General features: G+C 52.0%; 14 protein-coding genes and 1 CRISPR repeat array. Of the genes, 12 read left to right on the plus strand and 2 right to left on the minus strand.

Annotated features, from left to right (window positions below; all coding sequences use genetic code 11):
- Positions 1-5 precede the first annotated feature (5 nt).
- The 8 genes from cas6 to cas2 are packed head-to-tail and all read left to right on the plus strand — an operon-like array spanning position 6 to position 9032.
- Positions 6-605, plus strand: a complete 600-nt coding sequence (gene cas6, locus D3D01_RS03965; RefSeq protein WP_121511720.1) for a CRISPR-associated endoribonuclease Cas6 — start codon at positions 6-8, stop codon at positions 603-605.
- Entirely contained in the window at positions 605-2650 is a 2046-nt protein-coding gene (cas8b, locus tag D3D01_RS03970; RefSeq protein ID WP_121511321.1) for a type I-B CRISPR-associated protein Cas8b/Csh1, read from the plus strand. Before cas6 ends, cas8b begins: the two co-directional genes overlap by 1 nt.
- Positions 2643-3665 carry a type I-B CRISPR-associated protein Cas7/Csh2 gene (gene cas7b, locus D3D01_RS03975; protein WP_121511322.1) on the plus strand — a complete coding sequence of 341 codons (1023 nt, stop codon included), beginning with the start codon at positions 2643-2645 and terminating at the stop codon, positions 3663-3665. The genes cas8b and cas7b overlap by 8 nt, the downstream gene beginning before the upstream one ends.
- Positions 3666-3679: 14 nt before the next feature.
- Positions 3680-4510 (plus strand): type I-B CRISPR-associated protein Cas5b, encoded by an 831-nt coding sequence (cas5b, locus tag D3D01_RS03980; RefSeq protein WP_199725368.1) that lies wholly within the window; start codon positions 3680-3682, stop codon positions 4508-4510.
- Positions 4507-7227: a CRISPR-associated endonuclease Cas3'' gene (locus D3D01_RS03985; protein ID WP_121511323.1), complete on the plus strand. Its 2721-nt coding sequence runs from the start codon at positions 4507-4509 to the stop codon at positions 7225-7227. Before cas5b ends, D3D01_RS03985 begins: the two co-directional genes overlap by 4 nt.
- Complete coding sequence (gene cas4 / locus D3D01_RS03990; protein ID WP_121511324.1) at positions 7224-7772, plus strand: CRISPR-associated protein Cas4; 549 nt, start codon at positions 7224-7226, stop codon at positions 7770-7772. The genes D3D01_RS03985 and cas4 overlap by 4 nt, the downstream gene beginning before the upstream one ends.
- 2 nt (positions 7773-7774) lie before the next feature.
- Positions 7775-8770 (plus strand): type I-B CRISPR-associated endonuclease Cas1b, encoded by a 996-nt coding sequence (gene cas1b / locus D3D01_RS03995; RefSeq protein ID WP_121511325.1) that lies wholly within the window; start codon positions 7775-7777, stop codon positions 8768-8770.
- A 1-nt stretch (position 8771) separates the two neighbouring features.
- Positions 8772-9032 carry a CRISPR-associated endonuclease Cas2 gene (cas2, locus tag D3D01_RS04000; protein ID WP_121511326.1) on the plus strand — a complete coding sequence of 87 codons (261 nt, stop codon included), beginning with the start codon at positions 8772-8774 and terminating at the stop codon, positions 9030-9032.
- A gap of 105 nt (positions 9033-9137) precedes the next feature.
- Positions 9138-12946: a CRISPR direct-repeat array (repeat unit 30 nt; unit sequence GTTTCAGACGAACCCTCGTGGGGTTGAAGC).
- A 201-nt stretch (positions 12947-13147) separates the two neighbouring features.
- Here the strand turns inward: cas2 and D3D01_RS04005 are convergent.
- The gene (locus D3D01_RS04005; protein WP_121511327.1) at positions 13148-13417 is read right to left on the minus strand and encodes a helix-turn-helix domain-containing protein; all 270 of its coding nucleotides are present in this window, start codon (positions 13415-13417) and stop codon (positions 13148-13150) included.
- A 216-nt stretch (positions 13418-13633) separates the two neighbouring features.
- Between D3D01_RS04005 and D3D01_RS04010 the strand changes: the two genes are divergently transcribed.
- From D3D01_RS04010 to D3D01_RS04025, 4 genes are all read left to right on the plus strand, one after another.
- On the plus strand, positions 13634-14023 hold the full coding sequence (locus D3D01_RS04010) for a hypothetical protein (protein ID WP_121511328.1): 390 nt from the start codon (positions 13634-13636) through the stop codon (positions 14021-14023).
- An 87-nt stretch (positions 14024-14110) separates the two neighbouring features.
- On the plus strand, positions 14111-15226 hold the full coding sequence (locus D3D01_RS04015; RefSeq protein ID WP_121511329.1) for a Dna2/Cas4 domain-containing protein: 1116 nt from the start codon (positions 14111-14113) through the stop codon (positions 15224-15226).
- Between the two features lie 112 nt (positions 15227-15338).
- Positions 15339-16016, plus strand: a complete 678-nt coding sequence (locus D3D01_RS04020; RefSeq protein WP_158600430.1) for a hypothetical protein — start codon at positions 15339-15341, stop codon at positions 16014-16016.
- A gap of 34 nt (positions 16017-16050) precedes the next feature.
- The gene (locus D3D01_RS04025) at positions 16051-16998 is read left to right on the plus strand and encodes a recombinase family protein (protein WP_121511331.1); all 948 of its coding nucleotides are present in this window, start codon (positions 16051-16053) and stop codon (positions 16996-16998) included.
- A gap of 22 nt (positions 16999-17020) precedes the next feature.
- Here D3D01_RS04025 and D3D01_RS04030 read toward each other — a convergent pair whose 3' ends face one another.
- Positions 17021-18139 (minus strand): recombinase family protein, encoded by a 1119-nt coding sequence (locus tag D3D01_RS04030; protein ID WP_158600433.1) that lies wholly within the window; start codon positions 18137-18139, stop codon positions 17021-17023.
- Positions 18140-19159: the final 1020 nt, after the last annotated feature.

Below are 19159 nucleotides of genomic sequence, written 5' to 3' on the forward strand. Positions count from 1 at the left end.
ACGATATGGAGGCAGGTGATGACCGGAAGCTATTGGTCGCCTCGCCAGAGGAGGAGCTACTGGCACACGTCGCTGCTGACTTGCTGGAGGAACCGGAACTGAACATCGGCGAAATGCCGTTTCGCGTCGACGATGTCACGTCGCTAGCGCCCGATGTCGGCGAACCGGGCACGCGCGGGACGATTGAAACCGGAACCGGTCTACTGGTTCGGATTCCACCGTGGCGGTGCGACGAGTACGGTATTGACCATCCCGGCGGCGACACCGCCGTCTTCTGGCGGCCGGAACATTCGATGGAGCCGCTCCGGAGGCAGTTGGAGGACAATCTCGATCAGAAACATGACCGCTTCGCCCACGATCACCTGCCGGGCCCGAGCGATGTCGACGGCGATCTGTTCGACGGCTACGAACTGCTCAAGACGTTCGCCGTCCCCCTGACTGTCACCGAGGGCCAGGAAATGACCTACGTACTGAGCAAGTGGAAATTCGAGTATACAGTTCGGGACGACCACCATCGCCGGCATCTCAACCTCGCGTTGGACTGTGGGCTCGGCGAACGGAACTCCTTGGGGCTCGGGTTCGTGAATCTTGAGGAGGCAAACTAATGGACACGGAAGCTCTTGATGATGTGGGCGACGAAACGATTGAATCGACGATTCCACGTCGTCCGGTCGCATCGTTGCGCGATATCGAAGTACTCTACGGAGCCCTGTATACGCTCGGTCGAGGATTAACTGGGCCGTATGGCGCATACCTGACTCCGGACGCTGCCGCCGACCAAATCGGAAGCGAATCACTCGTGGTTGTTCGTGTCGATCTGCGTAACGACAAAGCGACACTCGGAGACCCACCGGTCAAACTCGAAATGTTCCCCGAGGACCTGGTGTCGCGTGTTGCCCATTCGAAATTTAGTGCTGCAAATGGGGATGACTACAGTATCACTCACCAGTCAGGACAAACAAATGGTCCTGAGAAACAGGGCGACCACGCCGTGGAACGATTGACGAGCTGGCCCAATCAGGAGGCAATCGAAGGGGTAGCATCAGACCATGAGGACGGCTGGATTATAGAAAAGCTGGCCGAGTTGGGTGCCGACGATGAGAGTGAAAAAAGAATTAGAGATGAAGTTGAGTCGCTCCTCTCAGAAGAGGATCAACTTCTACATACAGTCGCTATTGCGTTCGACAACAGTGGAGTAAGCACTACAGCGAAGTTCCAGTCTAACGAAACTTGGCACTATCCCGGTGAAATCGAAGTATTTCAAGAAGCGATGGCGGCTCGTAAGACCGGAAAATTCCGGGCGAATACTCAGGGGGCTGATGACGCCTCCGGTGATGGAACGTGCTTCGTTTTCGACACCGACGAAACGGTATACGGTGTCGTTGGCGACCCGATGAAACACTACCTCTCGAAACAAATGGAAAAGTTCCCTGCTCTCGATGCTGATCGGTCGTGGCAGACGCAAGGCCTCGGTCGTGATGCAGCGATTCGAGCACAGAACGCAGACACGTTCCTTGATGCGTGTGCTACCTCAGCACCGGGAACGTCAGCATTCTATCTCCCATATCCGACAGGCAAAATCGATGCAAACAGTGCAAGAGTACTGTATGAGTTACTGAGTGAACAAGTCAACTCTGACGACGAGTATTCTCCTGTCGGGAGCAAGTATCGTCGACTCAAGGCTACCGATAAACTGGATGCTATTCGATTCTCGCTTGTCATCGTTAACAAATATCAAAAAGATCGATGGCGTGTTCTTGCAGCCACTCCGACAGCGTCTACCCATATCATCGAGGATATCACCCAACAACATCTTGCTGTTCTTGATAGCCGCTGGGTAACCGAAGACAAAATATTCTCTAAGCGTGAAAAATTTTCTCTCCTCAGCATAGAGGAGGCAGAATCACTATCAAACGCTGTTTCCAGCGTCGCGTATCTTGGAGAGACGTGTCTCGGTGATGACGCCGATGATCCGAGCAGTGATGATTTCCGATTCCGAGGGACAGCGACGATTGCTAGTGGAAAACAGCTCCGCGTTGAGGAGTTGCTTGAAGAGTACGTCGCAAAACTGGTCAATAAATTCGATCCGGACGACCAGTATCCCTTCCCGATGGCGACTCTCGCACAGCAGTACGTGCAACTTAACGCGCTCAGAGCGTGTAACTTGCTCACCGCAGATGACGAGCAACTCGTAACACAACCACAACACATGAGCAATCAAACATCACAAGCGACAGCAGATAATCGCCAAGAACAGTTCGAACAGTTCATCGAAGATCACCCAGCATTGAGCGATAAAACGAGGCAAGGAGTATTTGCACTCGGGGCGCTTGTTGGTCGTATTTCCAGATATCAAAGCGACGACGGAAGAGGCACAACTGCGGTCAGTCAGTACCCAATTGGGAACCTGACCAAACATAATATACGACGAATAGCAACGGAAGTCGTGGAGAGTAATGTGATCTACTCCGAAGAAGAAGGCTATAAACAAACCATGTATGGAGAGTTGATGCAAGCCGTTGCTGATGGTCTTGAATCAACTGACCAAGATGAGCTAACACTCTCTACTGAGGACCTCCGTTTCCACTACGCAATGGGTATCGCCTACGGCAAAAACGATTCCAGCACTTCAGACTACAGCAATGAGTAATACCACCGATATCGTCGAGAACCGTTCAGAAATCGTCTTCCTGTACGATGCCGTTGACGCGAACCCGAACGGTAATCCGCTCAGTGGAGCGAACAGACCGCGAATCGATCCCGTGACTAACGAGGCAATCGTCACAGACGTTCGGCTGAAACGCTATCTTCGGGATCAGTTCGAGGCGGACGGTGAGGGCGTCTACATTACGAGTGAACGCGGAGAATATGCCAAAGAGCGCGAGGATCTACTCAAAGAAACGTTCGGTGTGACAACTGTCGAGGAAATCGAAGGTGAAGAGTTCGATGGCTTCGACAGGTTCCTCGAAAACGCAATCGACGCCCGATTGTTCGGTGCAACGTTCAGCATTGACACCGATGAGAGTGAGCTTATCGAGGCCCTCGAAAATCACCTTCCTGATCACCTTACTGGCCCCGTGCAGTTCTCACCAGGCAAGACGCTCCACCCTGTCGAGGTAAACGAGGAGTACAACAGCCTCACGAGCGTTATCGGTACTGACGATGAAAAAGAGCAGGGCGGATTCGATCTGGATGATCACCGGATCAAGTACGGCCTGATCGGATTCCACGGACTGGTCGATGAAAACGGTGCAGAGGATACCAACCTCAAAACGGAGGATATCGAACAACTGGATTCGACCTGCTGGCGTGCAATCAAAAATCAAACGATCACCCGTAGCAAGGTAGGACAGGAGCCGCGGCTCTACGTTCGTGTCGAGTACGACACTGACAGTTTCCATATCGGTGGCCTCACGCACGAACTCGATGTTGTCGGCGACGACGGAGACGCCCGCTCCTACCGGACTGTCCAAGACGTTACAGTCGATGCAACGGACCTCGTCTCCCGTCTCAAATCACATGAGGATCGCATTCAGACAGTGCATGTCGTTGCTGACGATGCGCTAGACATAACACTCGATGGTGAGACTCCAGACGACGGATTCGTTGGTGCGCTCCAAGATCGCTTCGAATCAGTCCATGAAATCGATGTTTACGACCACTAGCGGATCATACAGCGATGCAATCAAAACTGGACGACCACGCCGACGAGAGTACGAGCCAAGATACTGAGGCGACTCCCGATTCTCTTCCAGAGCAGTGCCTGTCGTTTCGGTTATCCGGCCCGTGGGGACATTTCCGCCGCGTCGAGGGGAATACAGTGAAAACCACGTACCGAATCATCCCCAGAACAACCGTCGCTGGTCTCTTGGCCGCAGTTCTGGGTATCGGGCGAAACCAGTATTACGACCTGTTCGGCCCCGAGTCATCTGCGATGGCTATTGAGCCGGTGAGCGAACTACGAACAATAAATCTCCCCGTGAACAACCTCACCACCTCACAAGAAGGACTGAAAGGGGTCAATACGCGAGGCAAAGTCAGCGTCTACTATCCAGATCCAACAGAGGACAGGCAGCGAACGAATTACGAAGTCCTTGTTGAGCCCGAGTACAGAATCGATCTTTGGCTTGATGACGAAGAAAAGTACGACGAACTTCGGGAGTATCTTTCGGAAGGAAAATCATACTACACGCCGTCGCTTGGCCTTTCCGAATACTTGGCTGATATCGAATACCTCGGCGAATACGAAGTAACAGCGGTAGCACAATCCGAACCGCACGCTGTCGATTCCGCAGTTCCAGACCCTGATGGCGTGATACCGGAACCAAACGTCAACTATGGGACGGAACGGTCACCGGCATTCATGGAACGAACAACGACATCCGGAGAATTCTCGGGGCGTCGAACGACGAGCTACCTGACCTATACCTATAGTCCGGATGGAGATTCACTCACTGTCTCAGATACAACAGTAGCAAGCGTTGATAATCGAACTGTGGTGTTCCGATGACGTGGACGCTTGACTCTGGCCGAGAAATCCTCTCCCATCCGTCAGAGGCGAACCGTGACCCAAAACCGCTCTGGGGCCACTTGACGGGAGTAAGTGATCGAGCCGCTGCTGCTGTATCTGAGGACTCAAAAGCACAGCCTGGGAATTCACTCAGCGAAATAGTCCAGCTTCTCGGTCTTGCTCATGACTTTGCGAAAGCAACACCGGCATTTCAGCGGTACATCCGAAATGAGTCCTACGACTCTCCAAAGCACCATGCAAGACTGGGTAGTTTGGTCGCTTACTTCTTTCTTGAACAGAACGGGTATGAGCGAGAAACCCGGTTAGCTGGACTGCTTGCTGTTGCCAAACATCACGGAGATGTCCCGGATGCAGCGAAATATATCAGAAAAACGTTCGACGAGCCCCGAATCGATCCGATGGGGAGCAATCAAACTATTCAGGCAATCAAGCAAGCTAAAACAATCGAAGCTCATGCCGAGACGTTCGCTCGTGATCTGTTCAGGGAAGCAGTCGGTGAGGGGGCTTGGGACGATTTCCTGGAAAAGATCGGAGACGCCTCCGACTCACCTATACTCACAGATGCCGTTGAAGATGCAGGTAAGAGAGGGGGGTTCGCTGGCGAACTGGAAGTGAAACCCTCTCAGTTCAATGAGTCGATATATACGACGCATTTGATCCTATTTGGCGCGTTGACGTTTGCAGACAAGACGGATGCTGCAGGAATTGATTCCGATGACAATCGACTATCGGGAGAGTTTCCTTCACTCGATAAACTCGAAACACATCTAACTGAGCTGGGTGGAGAAACGCAAAACGATATTGAAACTCAGCTAAACGAAGTTAGAACAAAGATTCAAGATGAGATTCCGGAACAGACACAGGAATTTCTCGAAAGCAATCAATCGGTCACTACATTAACGCTTCCGACAGGGTACGGAAAAACGTTCGCTGGGCTGCTCGCTGGGCTTACACTCTGTGATGACCATGATGGGCGACTCGTATACGCACTCCCGTTTACTTCGATCATTGATCAGACTTCGGGAACGCTACAGGAAGTTTTCGAGACAGATCCATCCGGTAATCTGCTGACGGTACATCACCATCTCGCAGAAACAAGAACCGATACAGAAAGCGAAGAGGAAGAGGAAACGGACGAACACGCTTCACACGAGGTGCTACTGGCAGAGAGCTGGCGAACTGGGCTGACGCTAACGACTTTTGTACAATTGTTTGAAAGTCTCGCTGGCCCACGAAACGGACAGTCGCTCAAGCTGTCCGCGCTTCAGGGTAGCACTGTCGTTATCGATGAACCACAGGCGATCCCACAGCACTGGTGGCCTATTGTTGGGAAGCTCATCGATATGCTGACCGAGCAGTTCGATGCTCAGGTGTTGCTAATGACCGCTACGCAACCCTCCCTCGTTGAGGATTCGTTTGAGCTTATTTCATCTGAGCGATTGCTTGAAATCGAACAGTCCGTTTTCACTGGCAACCCACCATCGAGAGTACAGTATCAACTCCATCCGACAGCACTCGTCACCGAAAATGAAGATAGATTATCCCACCTGGATGCAGCAAATCTACTCGCAGAAACCGTCGTAAGTGGAGATACGACGTTAGCGATTTGTAACACGATAGAAAGCACTCGAACGCTTACGAGGGAGTTTGTCGATAGTATCTCAGAATCTGAGACAGATCCGGTTGCTGTCTCTGAATTATATGAAGCCCAGCTTGATGAAGACGAAATCGGTGGGCTGTCAGCAACAAAAGAATACGACGGCAAGCAACGGCCGAGTGTTGAGCGCGGTCGGCTCGTTCGCGCTGTTGTCGAGGAGCTTCGAACCAAAGAGACCGTAGCGTATCTGCATCTGACGACGCGTGTGCGCCCGTGCGATAGGCAGTTCCTCCTTGCTGTTGCGAACGATCTCGCTGGGATTGATATTCCGTTCGCACTCATCTCGACACAACTCGTCGAGGCCGGGGTCGACATCAGTTTCGGCACTGTCTACCGTGACTTCGCACCCCTAGATTCGATAGTACAGGCGGCGGGTCGGTGTAACCGCTCATACGAATGCGCACCGGAAACCGGTGTTACCACCGTCTGGAAGCTCGAACCACCCGGTGAGGGCAATACGCCCCCATCAACCGCAGTGTACGCACCGAACCGAAGTCGGGGTGAGACGGATCTTCTAATGCATACTCGATCCGTTCTCGAAACTGTCCGGAAAGAACACGGAACCGCGTTTGCTGACGAAGTTCTGGCGAAGGATGCCATCGAACGCTACCACGATACTGTTGGAGAACGTATTCACAGTGTTTCCGAGAGCAATGATCTGGTAACTGCATTCGAGCAGGCAGATGGGGAGACACTGCGCGAAGCGTCACTCATCGAACGGCGACAGTCAGTTGAGGTATACGTATGTCGGACTGAGGAGGAACACGACTCCGCAACGGCCATTGAAGCACTTATGAAAGAGCGGAAGTTCGATGAGGTAGATTCAAAACGGGATGAATTGGCATCGATTCGGGTTTCGATTCCGGTTCCAAGGGCGAATACGGATGCTGCGAGCGGTATCCTTAGTCTTGAGCCGTTGGTCGATGAGGAGGAGAAGCGGCACGATCCAGAACGGATTCTCCATGCATCGAATTCAATATTCGACTCAGAGTTCGGCGTGCAACCGAGCGAATACGGTGTGGAGGATCGATTCTTTTGACCGCCGTTGATCCAGTCGACCGCCTCCTCGCAACCGCTCGCGGCGAGCCGGTCGACGACCCGTTCCGCGTTACGGGCGTGATGGTGCAATACTACTACGTTTGCAAACGCGAACTCTGGTTCGAAAGCCGAAACCTCGAAATTGACCGTGAGAATGCGACCGTCGTCCGTGGCACTCGTGTCGACGAGACCGCCTACAGCGACAAACGTGAGAACCTCCATCTCGGCATGATCTCCCTCGACCTGCTAGACGACGGCCGCGTCGTCGAAGTCAAACCTTCATCAACGCTTACCGAACCCGCTGAAATGCAGTTGTCATACTACCTCTGGTATCTCGACCGCGTCGCCGATATCCAACGAGACGGCGTCTTGGCTCACCCACGCGAGCGGAAGCGTGAGCCGGTCGAACTTACGACGGAGCGGAGCGAAAAAGTCGAAACTGCGATCCACGGAATTCACGATATCGTCAATCAGTCCTCGCCACCGCCAGCCGAGGAGAAACCATTCTGTGACTCCTGTGCGTACCATGACTTCTGTTGGTGTTAATAATGGATAGGAACTACCACGTCTTTTCCGACGGTCGACTCGAACGCAGTGACGACACGCTCAGACTCGTCCCTGACGACGATGGGGACAAGCAATACATTCCAATCGAGAACGCTGAGGCGTTCTTTTTACACGGTCAGATCGATTTCAACACGCGGCTGATGTCGTTCCTCAACGATCGGACGGTCGCGCTACACATCTTCGGCTGGGAGGATTACTATGCTGGCTCGGTGATGCCGAAACGCGGCCAAACCTCTGGGAAAACTGTAGTCAACCAAGTTCGAGCATATGAGGACAGTCAACACCGACGACAACTGGCCGCCGCGATTGTGAAGGGGAGTATCCACAATATGCGAACCAATGTGGTCTACTACAACGGCCGAGATCACGATCTCGACAGTGTAATTGAGGACTTGGAAACCGCAGCAACACGCGTTGACGAGAGTCTCCCGATTGACGAACTGATGGGTATCGAGGCGACCGCAAAAAAGGCCTACTACCGTAGCTTCAACCAAATTCTTCCGAGTGAGTTCCAACTCTCCCAACGGGAATACAACCCACCACCGAATGAGATTAATAGCCTCATTTCGTTCGGCAATTCGCTGGTCTACGCCAACTGCGTCTCAGCAATTCGAGCCACTGCACTCGACCCGACGATTAGCTACCTACACGAGCCCGGTGAGCGGCGGTACTCGCTATCTCTTGATATCGCTGACTTATTCAAACCCGTGCTCGCAGACCGGGTACTATTCCGGTTGGTGAATCGGAATCAAATTTCGGAAAGTGATTTTGAGACCGAGCTCGGCTCCTGTCTGTTGAACGAAGCTGGTCGGAAAACGTACACGAAGGCGTTCGAAGAAATGCTTGAACGTACTGTTGAACACCCGACGCTCAACCGAAAAGTTAGTTATCAGTACCTGATGCGTCTCGAAGCATACAAACTGAAAAAGCATCTCCTCGCCGGAGAAGCATACGACTCGTTCCAACGGTGGTGGTAAAATGTACGTGGTGATGGTATACGATTTGGAAGCGGATCGAACACAGAAAGCGCTCAAAATTGGTCGGCGATATCTGACTCACGTACAGAACTCAGTTCTTGAAGGCGAAATCTCTGAGGGAGATCTCTCCAAGCTCAAAAACGAGATTGATGATTTGCTGAAACCAGGTGAATCGACAATCATCTACGAGCTGTCTTCTGATACACTGCTCAACCGGACAGTCTACGGCGACGATCCAACTGAGGATCAGCGGTTTCTATAGTCGGTTTCCGTCGACCCCCCGGGGGGAAGCACCCTATTGATGGTCGACGGAAGGTCTTTACTGTGACCCGCCGTTAGCAGCCTTATGGCCCGTATATCGGGCATGGTTTCAGACGAACCCTCGTGGGGTTGAAGCAAATCTCGCCGACAGCACCGCTCACATCCCGGCTGGTTTCAGACGAACCCTCGTGGGGTTGAAGCCCGCTCCGGGCGGCCCGAGTACCAAACCGATACTCGTTTCAGACGAACCCTCGTGGGGTTGAAGCCGGCCACAGCGCCTATGAATCCCTCCCTGCAACATAGTTTCAGACGAACCCTCGTGGGGTTGAAGCCACCCGTTGACCTCGCGGTAGATGTGCGCCAGCATGTTTCAGACGAACCCTCGTGGGGTTGAAGCGACCTCGGCGGCATCGGCGAGTCCTTCGAGGCCGAGTTTCAGACGAACCCTCGTGGGGTTGAAGCTCTGACAGCCAGTCTCCCCCAGGAGGTATCATACGCGTTTCAGACGAACCCTCGTGGGGTTGAAGCATGGCAGCGGCGGGCAAGCTAATTGGTCAGACACGTTTCAGACGAACCCTCGTGGGGTTGAAGCTTTGAAAAATGCAAACTCGACGAGGACTGGCACAGGTTTCAGACGAACCCTCGTGGGGTTGAAGCCGACCCAGATCCAAGAGATGATCGACGAACCCGTTTCAGACGAACCCTCGTGGGGTTGAAGCGCCGAGCTGGCAGCCGAGTACCGCGACGAGCTCCTCGTTTCAGACGAACCCTCGTGGGGTTGAAGCGCAGACCTCAACGACACGCCGTTGATCATCAACCAGTTTCAGACGAACCCTCGTGGGGTTGAAGCTTTGCCCAGCCGTTCGACAACGCGGGCGATGCGAGTTTCAGACGAACCCTCGTGGGGTTGAAGCTGCTGACTCCGGAGTGAGTGTGCACGCCCAGCCATCGTTTCAGACGAACCCTCGTGGGGTTGAAGCGCGACCCGAAAAGAACCTTCTGGTTGCTCAGTGTTTCAGACGAACCCTCGTGGGGTTGAAGCGCGCATCAAACGAACCCGCTGACGGCGTCCCCGGCGTTTCAGACGAACCCTCGTGGGGTTGAAGCTATCGCTTGTCTTACCCGTCTACAAACCCTCAATCGGTTTCAGACGAACCCTCGTGGGGTTGAAGCAGGCAGGATGGTGTGACACCACCGGGCCGACTCAGTGTTTCAGACGAACCCTCGTGGGGTTGAAGCCTGCTGGCAGCGGACCAGCAGCGCCTCGAACTCCGTTTCAGACGAACCCTCGTGGGGTTGAAGCCTCGTGGTCGCGCTTGGTCGTCGGCGAGACGGGCAAGTTTCAGACGAACCCTCGTGGGGTTGAAGCATGACCTCTCGGAACGGGTTGTCCTCGGAGATTTGTTTCAGACGAACCCTCGTGGGGTTGAAGCCTGCTGGCAGCGGACCAGCAGCGCCTCGAACTCCGTTTCAGACGAACCCTCGTGGGGTTGAAGCCTCGTGTCGCGCTTGGTCGTCGGCGAGACGGGCAAGTTTCAGACGAACCCTCGTGGGGTTGAAGCATGACCTCTCGGAACGGGTTGTCCTCGGAGATTTGTTTCAGACGAACCCTCGTGGGGTTGAAGCGGTGATATAGCCACTTAGCCACCCGTCTACCGTAGAGTTTCAGACGAACCCTCGTGGGGTTGAAGCCTTACTGTGATGGACTTCGTTGGAGGTCGTGCCGCGTTTCAGACGAACCCTCGTGGGGTTGAAGCTACTGACAATGACGAACAGTCCGTTGAAACACTGTTTCAGACGAACCCTCGTGGGGTTGAAGCTCCCATTCATCGATAACCGTTCTATGCAGTGCAACAAGTTTCAGACGAACCCTCGTGGGGTTGAAGCGAGATGAGTTAGACGAACAGTTAGACGTAACTGGTTTCAGACGAACCCTCGTGGGGTTGAAGCATTGACACTGCCACTCCGTGGACGACTGTAGAGCAAGTTTCAGACGAACCCTCGTGGGGTTGAAGCTTTCATTGTGAGTGCATTGCACAAACTGAATGTGTTTCAGACGAACCCTCGTGGGGTTGAAGCCAGCGGGCTCTCCGGGAACTCGCAGTCGGGATACGGGTTTCAGACGAACCCTCGTGGGGTTGAAGCCGGTTCGGGGGCCTCATCGAGATCATCCCAATCGTTTCAGACGAACCCTCGTGGGGTTGAAGCACCATGTCAGCCACAGGATACACGACCGGCGGACCGGTTTCAGACGAACCCTCGTGGGGTTGAAGCTTGCAGGACCTCCGCGCCGTGGTTCCGAAACCGTCCGTTTCAGACGAACCCTCGTGGGGTTGAAGCGCGGACCTCGGCGTCGGGCGTCATGCCGAACACCCCAGTTTCAGACGAACCCTCGTGGGGTTGAAGCTCAGAGAGGTGCTGTGCCAGCTCCCCGGTGAGGACCGTTTCAGACGAACCCTCGTGGGGTTGAAGCCTCCTCGACGCGGTCAGCGGCTGTCCCGTGATGGTTTCAGACGAACCCTCGTGGGGTTGAAGCAGTATGCAATTGCGGATTCGGACGCCGGCCACACGGTTTCAGACGAACCCTCGTGGGGTTGAAGCAGGATACGGGCCGACTGGAAGCCCGAGTCCAGCCGGGTTTCAGACGAACCCTCGTGGGGTTGAAGCCTCGTAGACAGCAGAGGTTATCTGGCCCCCGGGAAGTTTCAGACGAACCCTCGTGGGGTTGAAGCCAGCTCGTCGATGACCGACAGGTCAGATAGGTCGAGTTTCAGACGAACCCTCGTGGGGTTGAAGCCTCATAGCTCAGTTCATCCTCCGAGGCGGTGCTCAGTTTCAGACGAACCCTCGTGGGGTTGAAGCGAGCAGGACGGAGAGGCCCCATACGGGAGGACGGGTTTCAGACGAACCCTCGTGGGGTTGAAGCGTTTACGCCCGCGGTATGACCGCTGAACGACCACTGTTTCAGACGAACCCTCGTGGGGTTGAAGCATTTACGTCTTTTTTCTGTTCGCTATCGGTTAATATAGTTTCAGACGAACCCTCGTGGGGTTGAAGCGTCGACGGGCAGGCAGTCGGCCCCGGCGACCTCCCCATGTTTCAGACGAACCCTCGTGGGGTTGAAGCATACCGTGACCCACGTCCCGCCAGGTGTGACGCCGGTTTCAGACGAACCCTCGTGGGGTTGAAGCCAACATCTGGGGTTTCGACGCGATGTTCGCGTATCACGTTTCAGACGAACCCTCGTGGGGTTGAAGCACCACCCCCGAAGTCATCGCCATCCACATGGTTGATGGTTTCAGACGAACCCTCGTGGGGTTGAAGCGGCAACGAGTCGTTCACCTTCCTGCAGCAGTCCGGTTTCAGACGAACCCTCGTGGGGTTGAAGCCATCATGAGTTCACGAGACCGCCGGGTACAGGTCGCCCGTTTCAGACGAACCCTCGTGGGGTTGAAGCTTACATACGTGAGTTTGTGTAATGGGTGGTCAGTGTGTTTCAGACGAACCCTCGTGGGGTTGAAGCCTCTGTGGTGTCACGTTCACTCATAGTCTTATCTGTTTCAGACGAACCCTCGTGGGGTTGAAGCGCCCGTTCTGCGTCCTGTGGCTCAACGGTATCAGATAGTTTCAGACGAACCCTCGTGGGGTTGAAGCTGACAGAGTCTACGACCGCCTGGCTGAGCACAAGGTTTCAGACGAACCCTCGTGGGGTTGAAGCAGACATGGTCTAGCCCTCTGCAATTGTACGTTATAGTTTCAGACGAACCCTCGTGGGGTTGAAGCGAACCGACGGCGGTTCTATGACGCGTGAAGAACGCGTTTCAGACGAACCCTCGTGGGGTTGAAGCTCGGCACACACAGTCTTACTCCGCGCTGGTCGATAGAGTTTCAGCCGAACTTTTGAAAGGCTGAAACTACGTCAGTGCTCCTGCCGTCCAAAGGTAGTGCTTCTTACTCTCCAACAAAAACCCACCTAAGTTATTACCTATTCATTGCCACAAAAAGTATGATTTGTCTCTGTGCGCACCTCCGCTGCTTCTTTCATAGTCGGATGATCTGCCCTCAATATTGCTGTTGAGACACTGAAAACCGTGCTTCCGCTCCGTACACAGATGATCAGGACTCGTCATCAAAATCGAGGTCTCTCACATCAATGTCACCATTGAGATATTGCTTTCCCTGTTCCGTAATGTCATAGACACCGTTCCCAAGATGGACAACCAAACCAGAAGAAACGAGCGTCTTACAGCGTTGATTGATATGCTGACGAGAAAACCGGACTCGGTCACTATCAGCCATTTCTTTGGGCGTGTCAGGACCTCTTTCCGCCAAATGCTCTAGAATCCGGTCATCGGCCCGTGACATCCAGTCATCATCAAACCGCATAGTCGTTGATGGGTTCACTTAGATAATCGAAACACCGCTAAGCAATCTACAAAATCTTTAAGCAACTACAGTTATCTAGAAACCCTCAGAAAGGTGTAATTTCGGTGCCTGAACAAAAGATACCGCGTGAAAGAGCGATAGACCACCCAATCGAATTGATGCGGAATTCTCCCCGGAAGACCGCATGGCCAGCGCTTCTATGTTAGTAATGCTCCGATGAGGAGCGATCAAGATGCTGATGAACTTCTTTCTATACTCTACCATTCTCTTCGGGCGACCCGCCGCCGGTACGTTATTGAGTCTCTGGAGAGCGCAGATAGAAGATCGGTCACGACACGAGAACTGGCCCGTAAGATTGCTAGCCTTGAGATGAATGTTCCAGAACACCAGGCTACTGGTGAACCCTATCGTAACGCGTACAATGCCCTTTCCCAGACGCATCTACCTACGCTATCAGATGCCGGGATAATCATCTATGACTCCGAGAGACAGATTGCGACACCGGGTATTAATTTCGACCTCGCAGCACTTCTAATTGATACGAACACTCCAACCGTCTACGTATTCTCTTCTATTGTAGAGGAATCAGACAACAGTGAGGACTAGAGAGAGTCGCAATCGCTCATAGAGCAAACGTGTGCTCTCCTATGTGAGGATAGCGGTGACCGGCTGGAAGGTCATCATCAACGAATCATGGAAACAGAACAGGAAGCTGCCATTGACTCAGAGAGGAAGATACAGGAAATACGCGACGCCTTATCACCAGATCGATTTCGCGAGTGGTATGGCGAACGACAGTACAGGGAGAACATTGAGAACGGAACACCGTACTTCAACGGACCGGCATCCATTCCTGAGCCTGAGCGACATAGCCCAAGTTCACTACTTCAGTGTCATCGAAAGGCATTGTATCGTCAATGCAACACTCCAACTGAGCAGCCTGACCCAAACGGAATTTTCTGGTTTGGAACGATGTTTGAGGAAAAAATCGCTCTCCCCTTCTTACAACAATCCGTCACAGGCACAGACACATACGCACGGAATTCCATTTGGATTGATTCGACAGTTGAGACAGACGTAGGTGAGTTACGAATAAAGGGTTCGACTGATCCTGTTATTGTTGATGCAGAGTCAATCCCGATTCTACCGACAGAAGTCAAGACTAAATCCTCTTTAGACAACCTTGATTCGCCAAATCGTCATCACTGTGCTCAGGTCCACGCGTACCTGTTTGGGCTCTCAAAAAAGTATGATATTGAATTGACCGAAGCAGCAATCTTGTACGGTAGCCGGAAATCGTTAGACATCCTAACATTCCATGTCGAATTCGACAAATCATTCTGGGAAGACGTTGTAATTGAGTGGGCTAGTGAACACACAGAGTATCGACTCAACAATGAACTCCCGCCTGCTTTACCGGAATTCAGCTGGGAGTGTGGATTCTGTGACTACTACGAGCGGTGCGGGAAAGGCGAGACAAATACTGAGGGAATTGGTGTCACTGGTTTCCTCCCACTATTTGACGGGTATCCTCGTGAAAGCGCCATCGAATACTTAGAAGCCAATGACGGAGCTAAACTCACTCCGACACTCGCCTACCGCTTTCCAGATATCGCATCTCAGTACGGGAGTTATGACTGGACCTGTCCTGTATGTGGTGTCAACCGACAACCAGAGTCCGTAGATTGGGATGGTGATACAAATCGACCGCCCCTCTGCGGTACATGTGGTGAAGATGGAATCCACTCATCGCTCTCGGGCCCCTTTCCTGAGAGCAGCGCCATTCTAGAGGGCCATGAAAATGTCTGAAACACCTCCTTGGAAGGCCCTGCAAGAGGAGACAGGGCGAATTGAAACTAGGTGCCCTTTCTGTAATTCTACCAATGTAGATTCTTCCATACCTGGCCTGGATCCAGCCTGTATGGAATGCGGCGCTGTCGTCACCGCTCCTGTTGAATTCGACGCTAATTTGAAAGACCACGAGGCGGAAGACGGCACAACCGTACCGTGGTCCGAGTATCACAGCGTTACAAACAGTACAGAGCACCAAGTCGCGTGCGCGCTTGAATACTTGGAAGAACTCGGAACCAAGCTTGATGTCCCAACAGAAACACATCAGTATGCAGCAGAGGTCTATGCGGAAGGTGCTATCGAGACACTCACCAGTGGTCGATCAACGACCCTCTTTATCGCTGCTTGTCTCACTGTGGCTGCCAACGAGTGCGGATCACCGATCCCGGCGAGCCGTATCGCACAGGCGGCACAGGTTAATTCCAACTCTCTTCGGCGCGTTTGTCGGGTCCTTCGTCAGAATCTTGATGTAGGAACATCTCCATGTCCGCCCCGAGCCTACTTAGCTGACCTTGCACGGACGCTCAAACTCAACGAGTCGTTGATTGCGGATGCCGATGCTATCATCGATGCTATTCCCTCATATCATCTCAGCGGAAAACATCCAGGAGCATTTGCGGGGGCCGCACTATACCTTGCTGCAGACGGTGAAGTAACTCAGCGCGAGGTTGCAAATGCAACGGCAGTGACAACTGAAACAATCCGCCTCAGAGTTAAGGAGTGTCGAGAATGCATAAAAATACAGTAAAAACAGAGAAAAATCTAAATAACAGGGAGAAATAATGGACAGATCGACATTCCCATCCCACGCATTACCTGGAACCACTGCTACTCTTCATCAACATGAGCAGCCGAAACACCGCGCGGCCATATATGCACGAACCTCAACGACGAGACAAAAACTAGGTTACTCGATCGCCGAACAGGTTCGGCAATGTGTGAATAGATGTCTGGCATTAAATTGGACGGTCGCGTTCGTCTATCGTGACGAAGCGAAGAGCGGAAAGAACACGGATAGACCGATGTTCCAAAAGATGCTAACTCAGGCAGAGCATGGCCTGATAGATGTTGTAGTTTTTTGGAAGATCGATCGCTTCTCTAGAAGCATTATGCACGCCGTCCAGTTGGAAAAGCAGTTTCGGGACTGGGGTGTCGGACTTCACAGCGTCACTGAACAGATTGACACAACAACGCCTGCCGGACAATTCAACTTCAGGAATCTTGCGAACTCTGCCGAGTTTGAGCGAGAGATGATTAAACAGCGGACAAAAATGGGGCACGCTGCACGGGCAATGGAAGGCAAGTGGCCTAATGGATCTCCCCCCTTGGGCTACGAAGCTACCCCTGATGGCCGACTTCAAATCGTTCAGTCCGAGGCCAAACTCGTTCGCTGGATTTTCGAACGATATACCGAGACGAAATCCATGCCCGAAGTTGCAAAAGAACTGGATGTGAACCGTAAGCAAGACTCAATCGATAAAAAGTGGACGCCGTCTTTAATCAGCGCTATTCTCCGGAATACTCTCTATATAGGTCAGTATACTGTTGGCGATGTTGAGAGGTGTGAGAATACGTATAGAATCGTCTCAGATGAATTATTCGAACAGACACGCACTCTACGGACTCGTTTTGAGAGTACTGAGTCTGAATCTAGACCATCAATGGGTTCAAAACGCAAAAGAACCCGTGTCAACCGGATTCTGAATCAGTATCAGAACTGGATTAACTGATCCAGAAGCTATAACCATACTTCTAACTATCCTCTTGTTTGAACTCTTCTACTTCTTGTTTATAGGGGAATTTTCGATTGCGGCTACAGTGAGGACATAAGTAGTTGTGTACCATTCGCGAACCTGTCTTTCGTCTCCCATCCTTCATCATCTCGCTATCGCAGTCCGGACACCGTATCTGCACTACTTCGCTGCACTTGAAGAGTGTCTCAGCGCTGAATTCGGTAGCGAGTGACTCGACATCGTCAGCCTCCTCTTTATTGCTACTGTACGTTTCGTACATCTTTTCAAGTTTCTTGAGAATCACGTCGTGCTCTTCGTCACTAATTATTCTTAATGACTCGTCTACGACTGTCGTACTACTCTTGGAGTCGTCGTTCCGTGTATAATCAACGTACTTTGTTGTCGGCCTGCCTATATATAGGGGCCTCCGTAGCATCCTCCTTAGCTTTCCCCTAGTAAAAGAATTAGGCAGTGCTGGTGCTTCTTCCAGCGTTTCGGTTAGTGCTCGGGCCGGATCCGCTGCAATGAATGTTTCTACCGCCTCCTCAACGATGAGTGCCTCTGCCGGATTAATGGAAATCCAGTCATCCTCGTCATTTGCTTCGTACCCAAGTGGAACCTGCCTGAAAGCTGAAGACCACTTCTTATCAATGAAATTCCGTGCAACTCCGGCTTGTGCTCGTCGTGCCTGCGTCTCCAGTGTCGACTGGGCCGATAAGACGCGGTTCGTCACGTAATTTAGATCTTGGTTGTTCGCAACATCGAGCTCTCCAACTTCATTCGAGATAACTTTTACACCGTACTCTGTACGGAGCTCATACAGGTAGTAGAGGGTCTCGACAGCGTGACGACCAACTCTATCGAGTTCATCTACGAGAAGGTATGAGACGGTATCTGACTTGGCTTTATTTCGTAGGTCGTGAATCCCTTGCCGGTCGAAATTAGTTCCAGATTCGCCCTTATCAGTAAATGTCTCTATCAATTCGATTCCACGTCTATTGCATTCGAGTTTGACCCAATTACGTTGGTCACGCAAACTTCGGCCGTTCCGAACTTGTTTCTCTGTGCTCACACGGGTATAAGCGATCGCTGCTTCATCCAAATTTGAGCCATCCGCTGCCTGGGTTGATTCTCCCATATTGCACCCAACGGTATAGAAAGAAATCGTATAAATCTCTAGTATTTGTAATCTGACTAGTACGGTAAACAGTACGGTAAATTTCACTACGAAGAGAGCTGTTTGAGCAGGGTCGAGAAGACCATCCGGCATAATATTATACAAACACCAACATATATTCCATTCAACACATGTCCATCTAAGCAATGTAGGAGGTTGCCTCAATAGGTCAGAACATCAGAGAAAAAAAGTACAATTTTCGTATGCCGGAGATGAAATAAACCTTTCGCTGAGACTGATGTTGGTTTTATAAGTGTCTTGGTAAGGTCATTTCTACAACTTCTGATGTGAGTACCGATGCGTACTCACCTCATACATTGTTCAAAGGCGTTGTACAGAGCATATTGGTACCTGGCTCGTTATGCACACTGTCTGGCCGGACACTATTAAAAACTTTGATATGATGATATTATTGGAATATTTGGGATATGGTAATAAATTCTCGAAGAGATTTGAAGCTCTCTCAAAGTATAGAGTCGCTAATATTTCGTTGCCGTTCGCTTTAGAACGACCGCAGCTACTGTTTGACGGGATCCCGCCGAACCAGAGTCAAAAAACAGGGCGTACTAATACTGGATTTTCGGCAAGACTCCACCCAGATGCACCTGACTGCTGTATCACGCATTTAAAACGGCTCAGGAGGCCTTTAAACACGTATTGGGCGGTGAAATGGGGGTGTGGGAACTAATGACTAGCTACTCCCCTCGATTGCTCGCGCGCGCTTCCGAGGGACTGGTCCCATCACTACGAACATATCTTGATTGTATTGCAGGGAAGGTCCCTGATAGTACGTTTTATTCACACAAATCAGTCCTATCCGAATTCTGTATCTGGATCGATAGACATCAAATTGAGTTGGCAACTGCTCCAGAAAATATCGCTGTCCAGTTCCTGGGTTCGTATCTTCTTAATTCGAATTATTCTCAGAGTACGGTAAGAGGCCACGTTTCAACGATTTCGAACTTTCTTGCGTACCAGTAC

This window comes from Haloarcula sp. Atlit-7R (assembly GCF_003666065.1).
Classification (GTDB): domain Archaea; phylum Halobacteriota; class Halobacteria; order Halobacteriales; family Haloarculaceae; genus Haloarcula; species Haloarcula taiwanensis.

Excerpts from the sequence above, each read along its gene's own strand:
- cas5b (WP_199725368.1), top strand. The coding sequence starts at position 3,680 with ATGCAATCAAAACTGGACGACCACGCCGACGAGAGTACGAGCCAAGAT.
- cas6 (WP_121511720.1), top strand. The coding sequence starts at position 6 with ATGGAGGCAGGTGATGACCGGAAGCTATTGGTCGCCTCGCCAGAGGAG.
- D3D01_RS03985 (WP_121511323.1), top strand. The coding sequence starts at position 4,507 with ATGACGTGGACGCTTGACTCTGGCCGAGAAATCCTCTCCCATCCGTCA.
- D3D01_RS04015 (WP_121511329.1), top strand. The coding sequence starts at position 14,111 with ATGGAAACAGAACAGGAAGCTGCCATTGACTCAGAGAGGAAGATACAG.
- D3D01_RS04020 (WP_158600430.1), top strand. The coding sequence starts at position 15,339 with ATGGAATGCGGCGCTGTCGTCACCGCTCCTGTTGAATTCGACGCTAAT.
- D3D01_RS04025 (WP_121511331.1), top strand. The coding sequence starts at position 16,051 with ATGGACAGATCGACATTCCCATCCCACGCATTACCTGGAACCACTGCT.
- cas2 (WP_121511326.1), top strand. The coding sequence starts at position 8,772 with ATGTACGTGGTGATGGTATACGATTTGGAAGCGGATCGAACACAGAAA.
- cas1b (WP_121511325.1), top strand. The coding sequence starts at position 7,775 with ATGGATAGGAACTACCACGTCTTTTCCGACGGTCGACTCGAACGCAGT.
- cas8b (WP_121511321.1), top strand. The coding sequence starts at position 605 with ATGGACACGGAAGCTCTTGATGATGTGGGCGACGAAACGATTGAATCG.
- D3D01_RS04030 (WP_158600433.1), bottom strand. The coding sequence starts at position 18,139 with ATGGGAGAATCAACCCAGGCAGCGGATGGCTCAAATTTGGATGAAGCA.
- D3D01_RS04005 (WP_121511327.1), bottom strand. The coding sequence starts at position 13,417 with ATGCGGTTTGATGATGACTGGATGTCACGGGCCGATGACCGGATTCTA.
- cas7b (WP_121511322.1), top strand. The coding sequence starts at position 2,643 with ATGAGTAATACCACCGATATCGTCGAGAACCGTTCAGAAATCGTCTTC.
- D3D01_RS04010 (WP_121511328.1), top strand. The coding sequence starts at position 13,634 with ATGAGGAGCGATCAAGATGCTGATGAACTTCTTTCTATACTCTACCAT.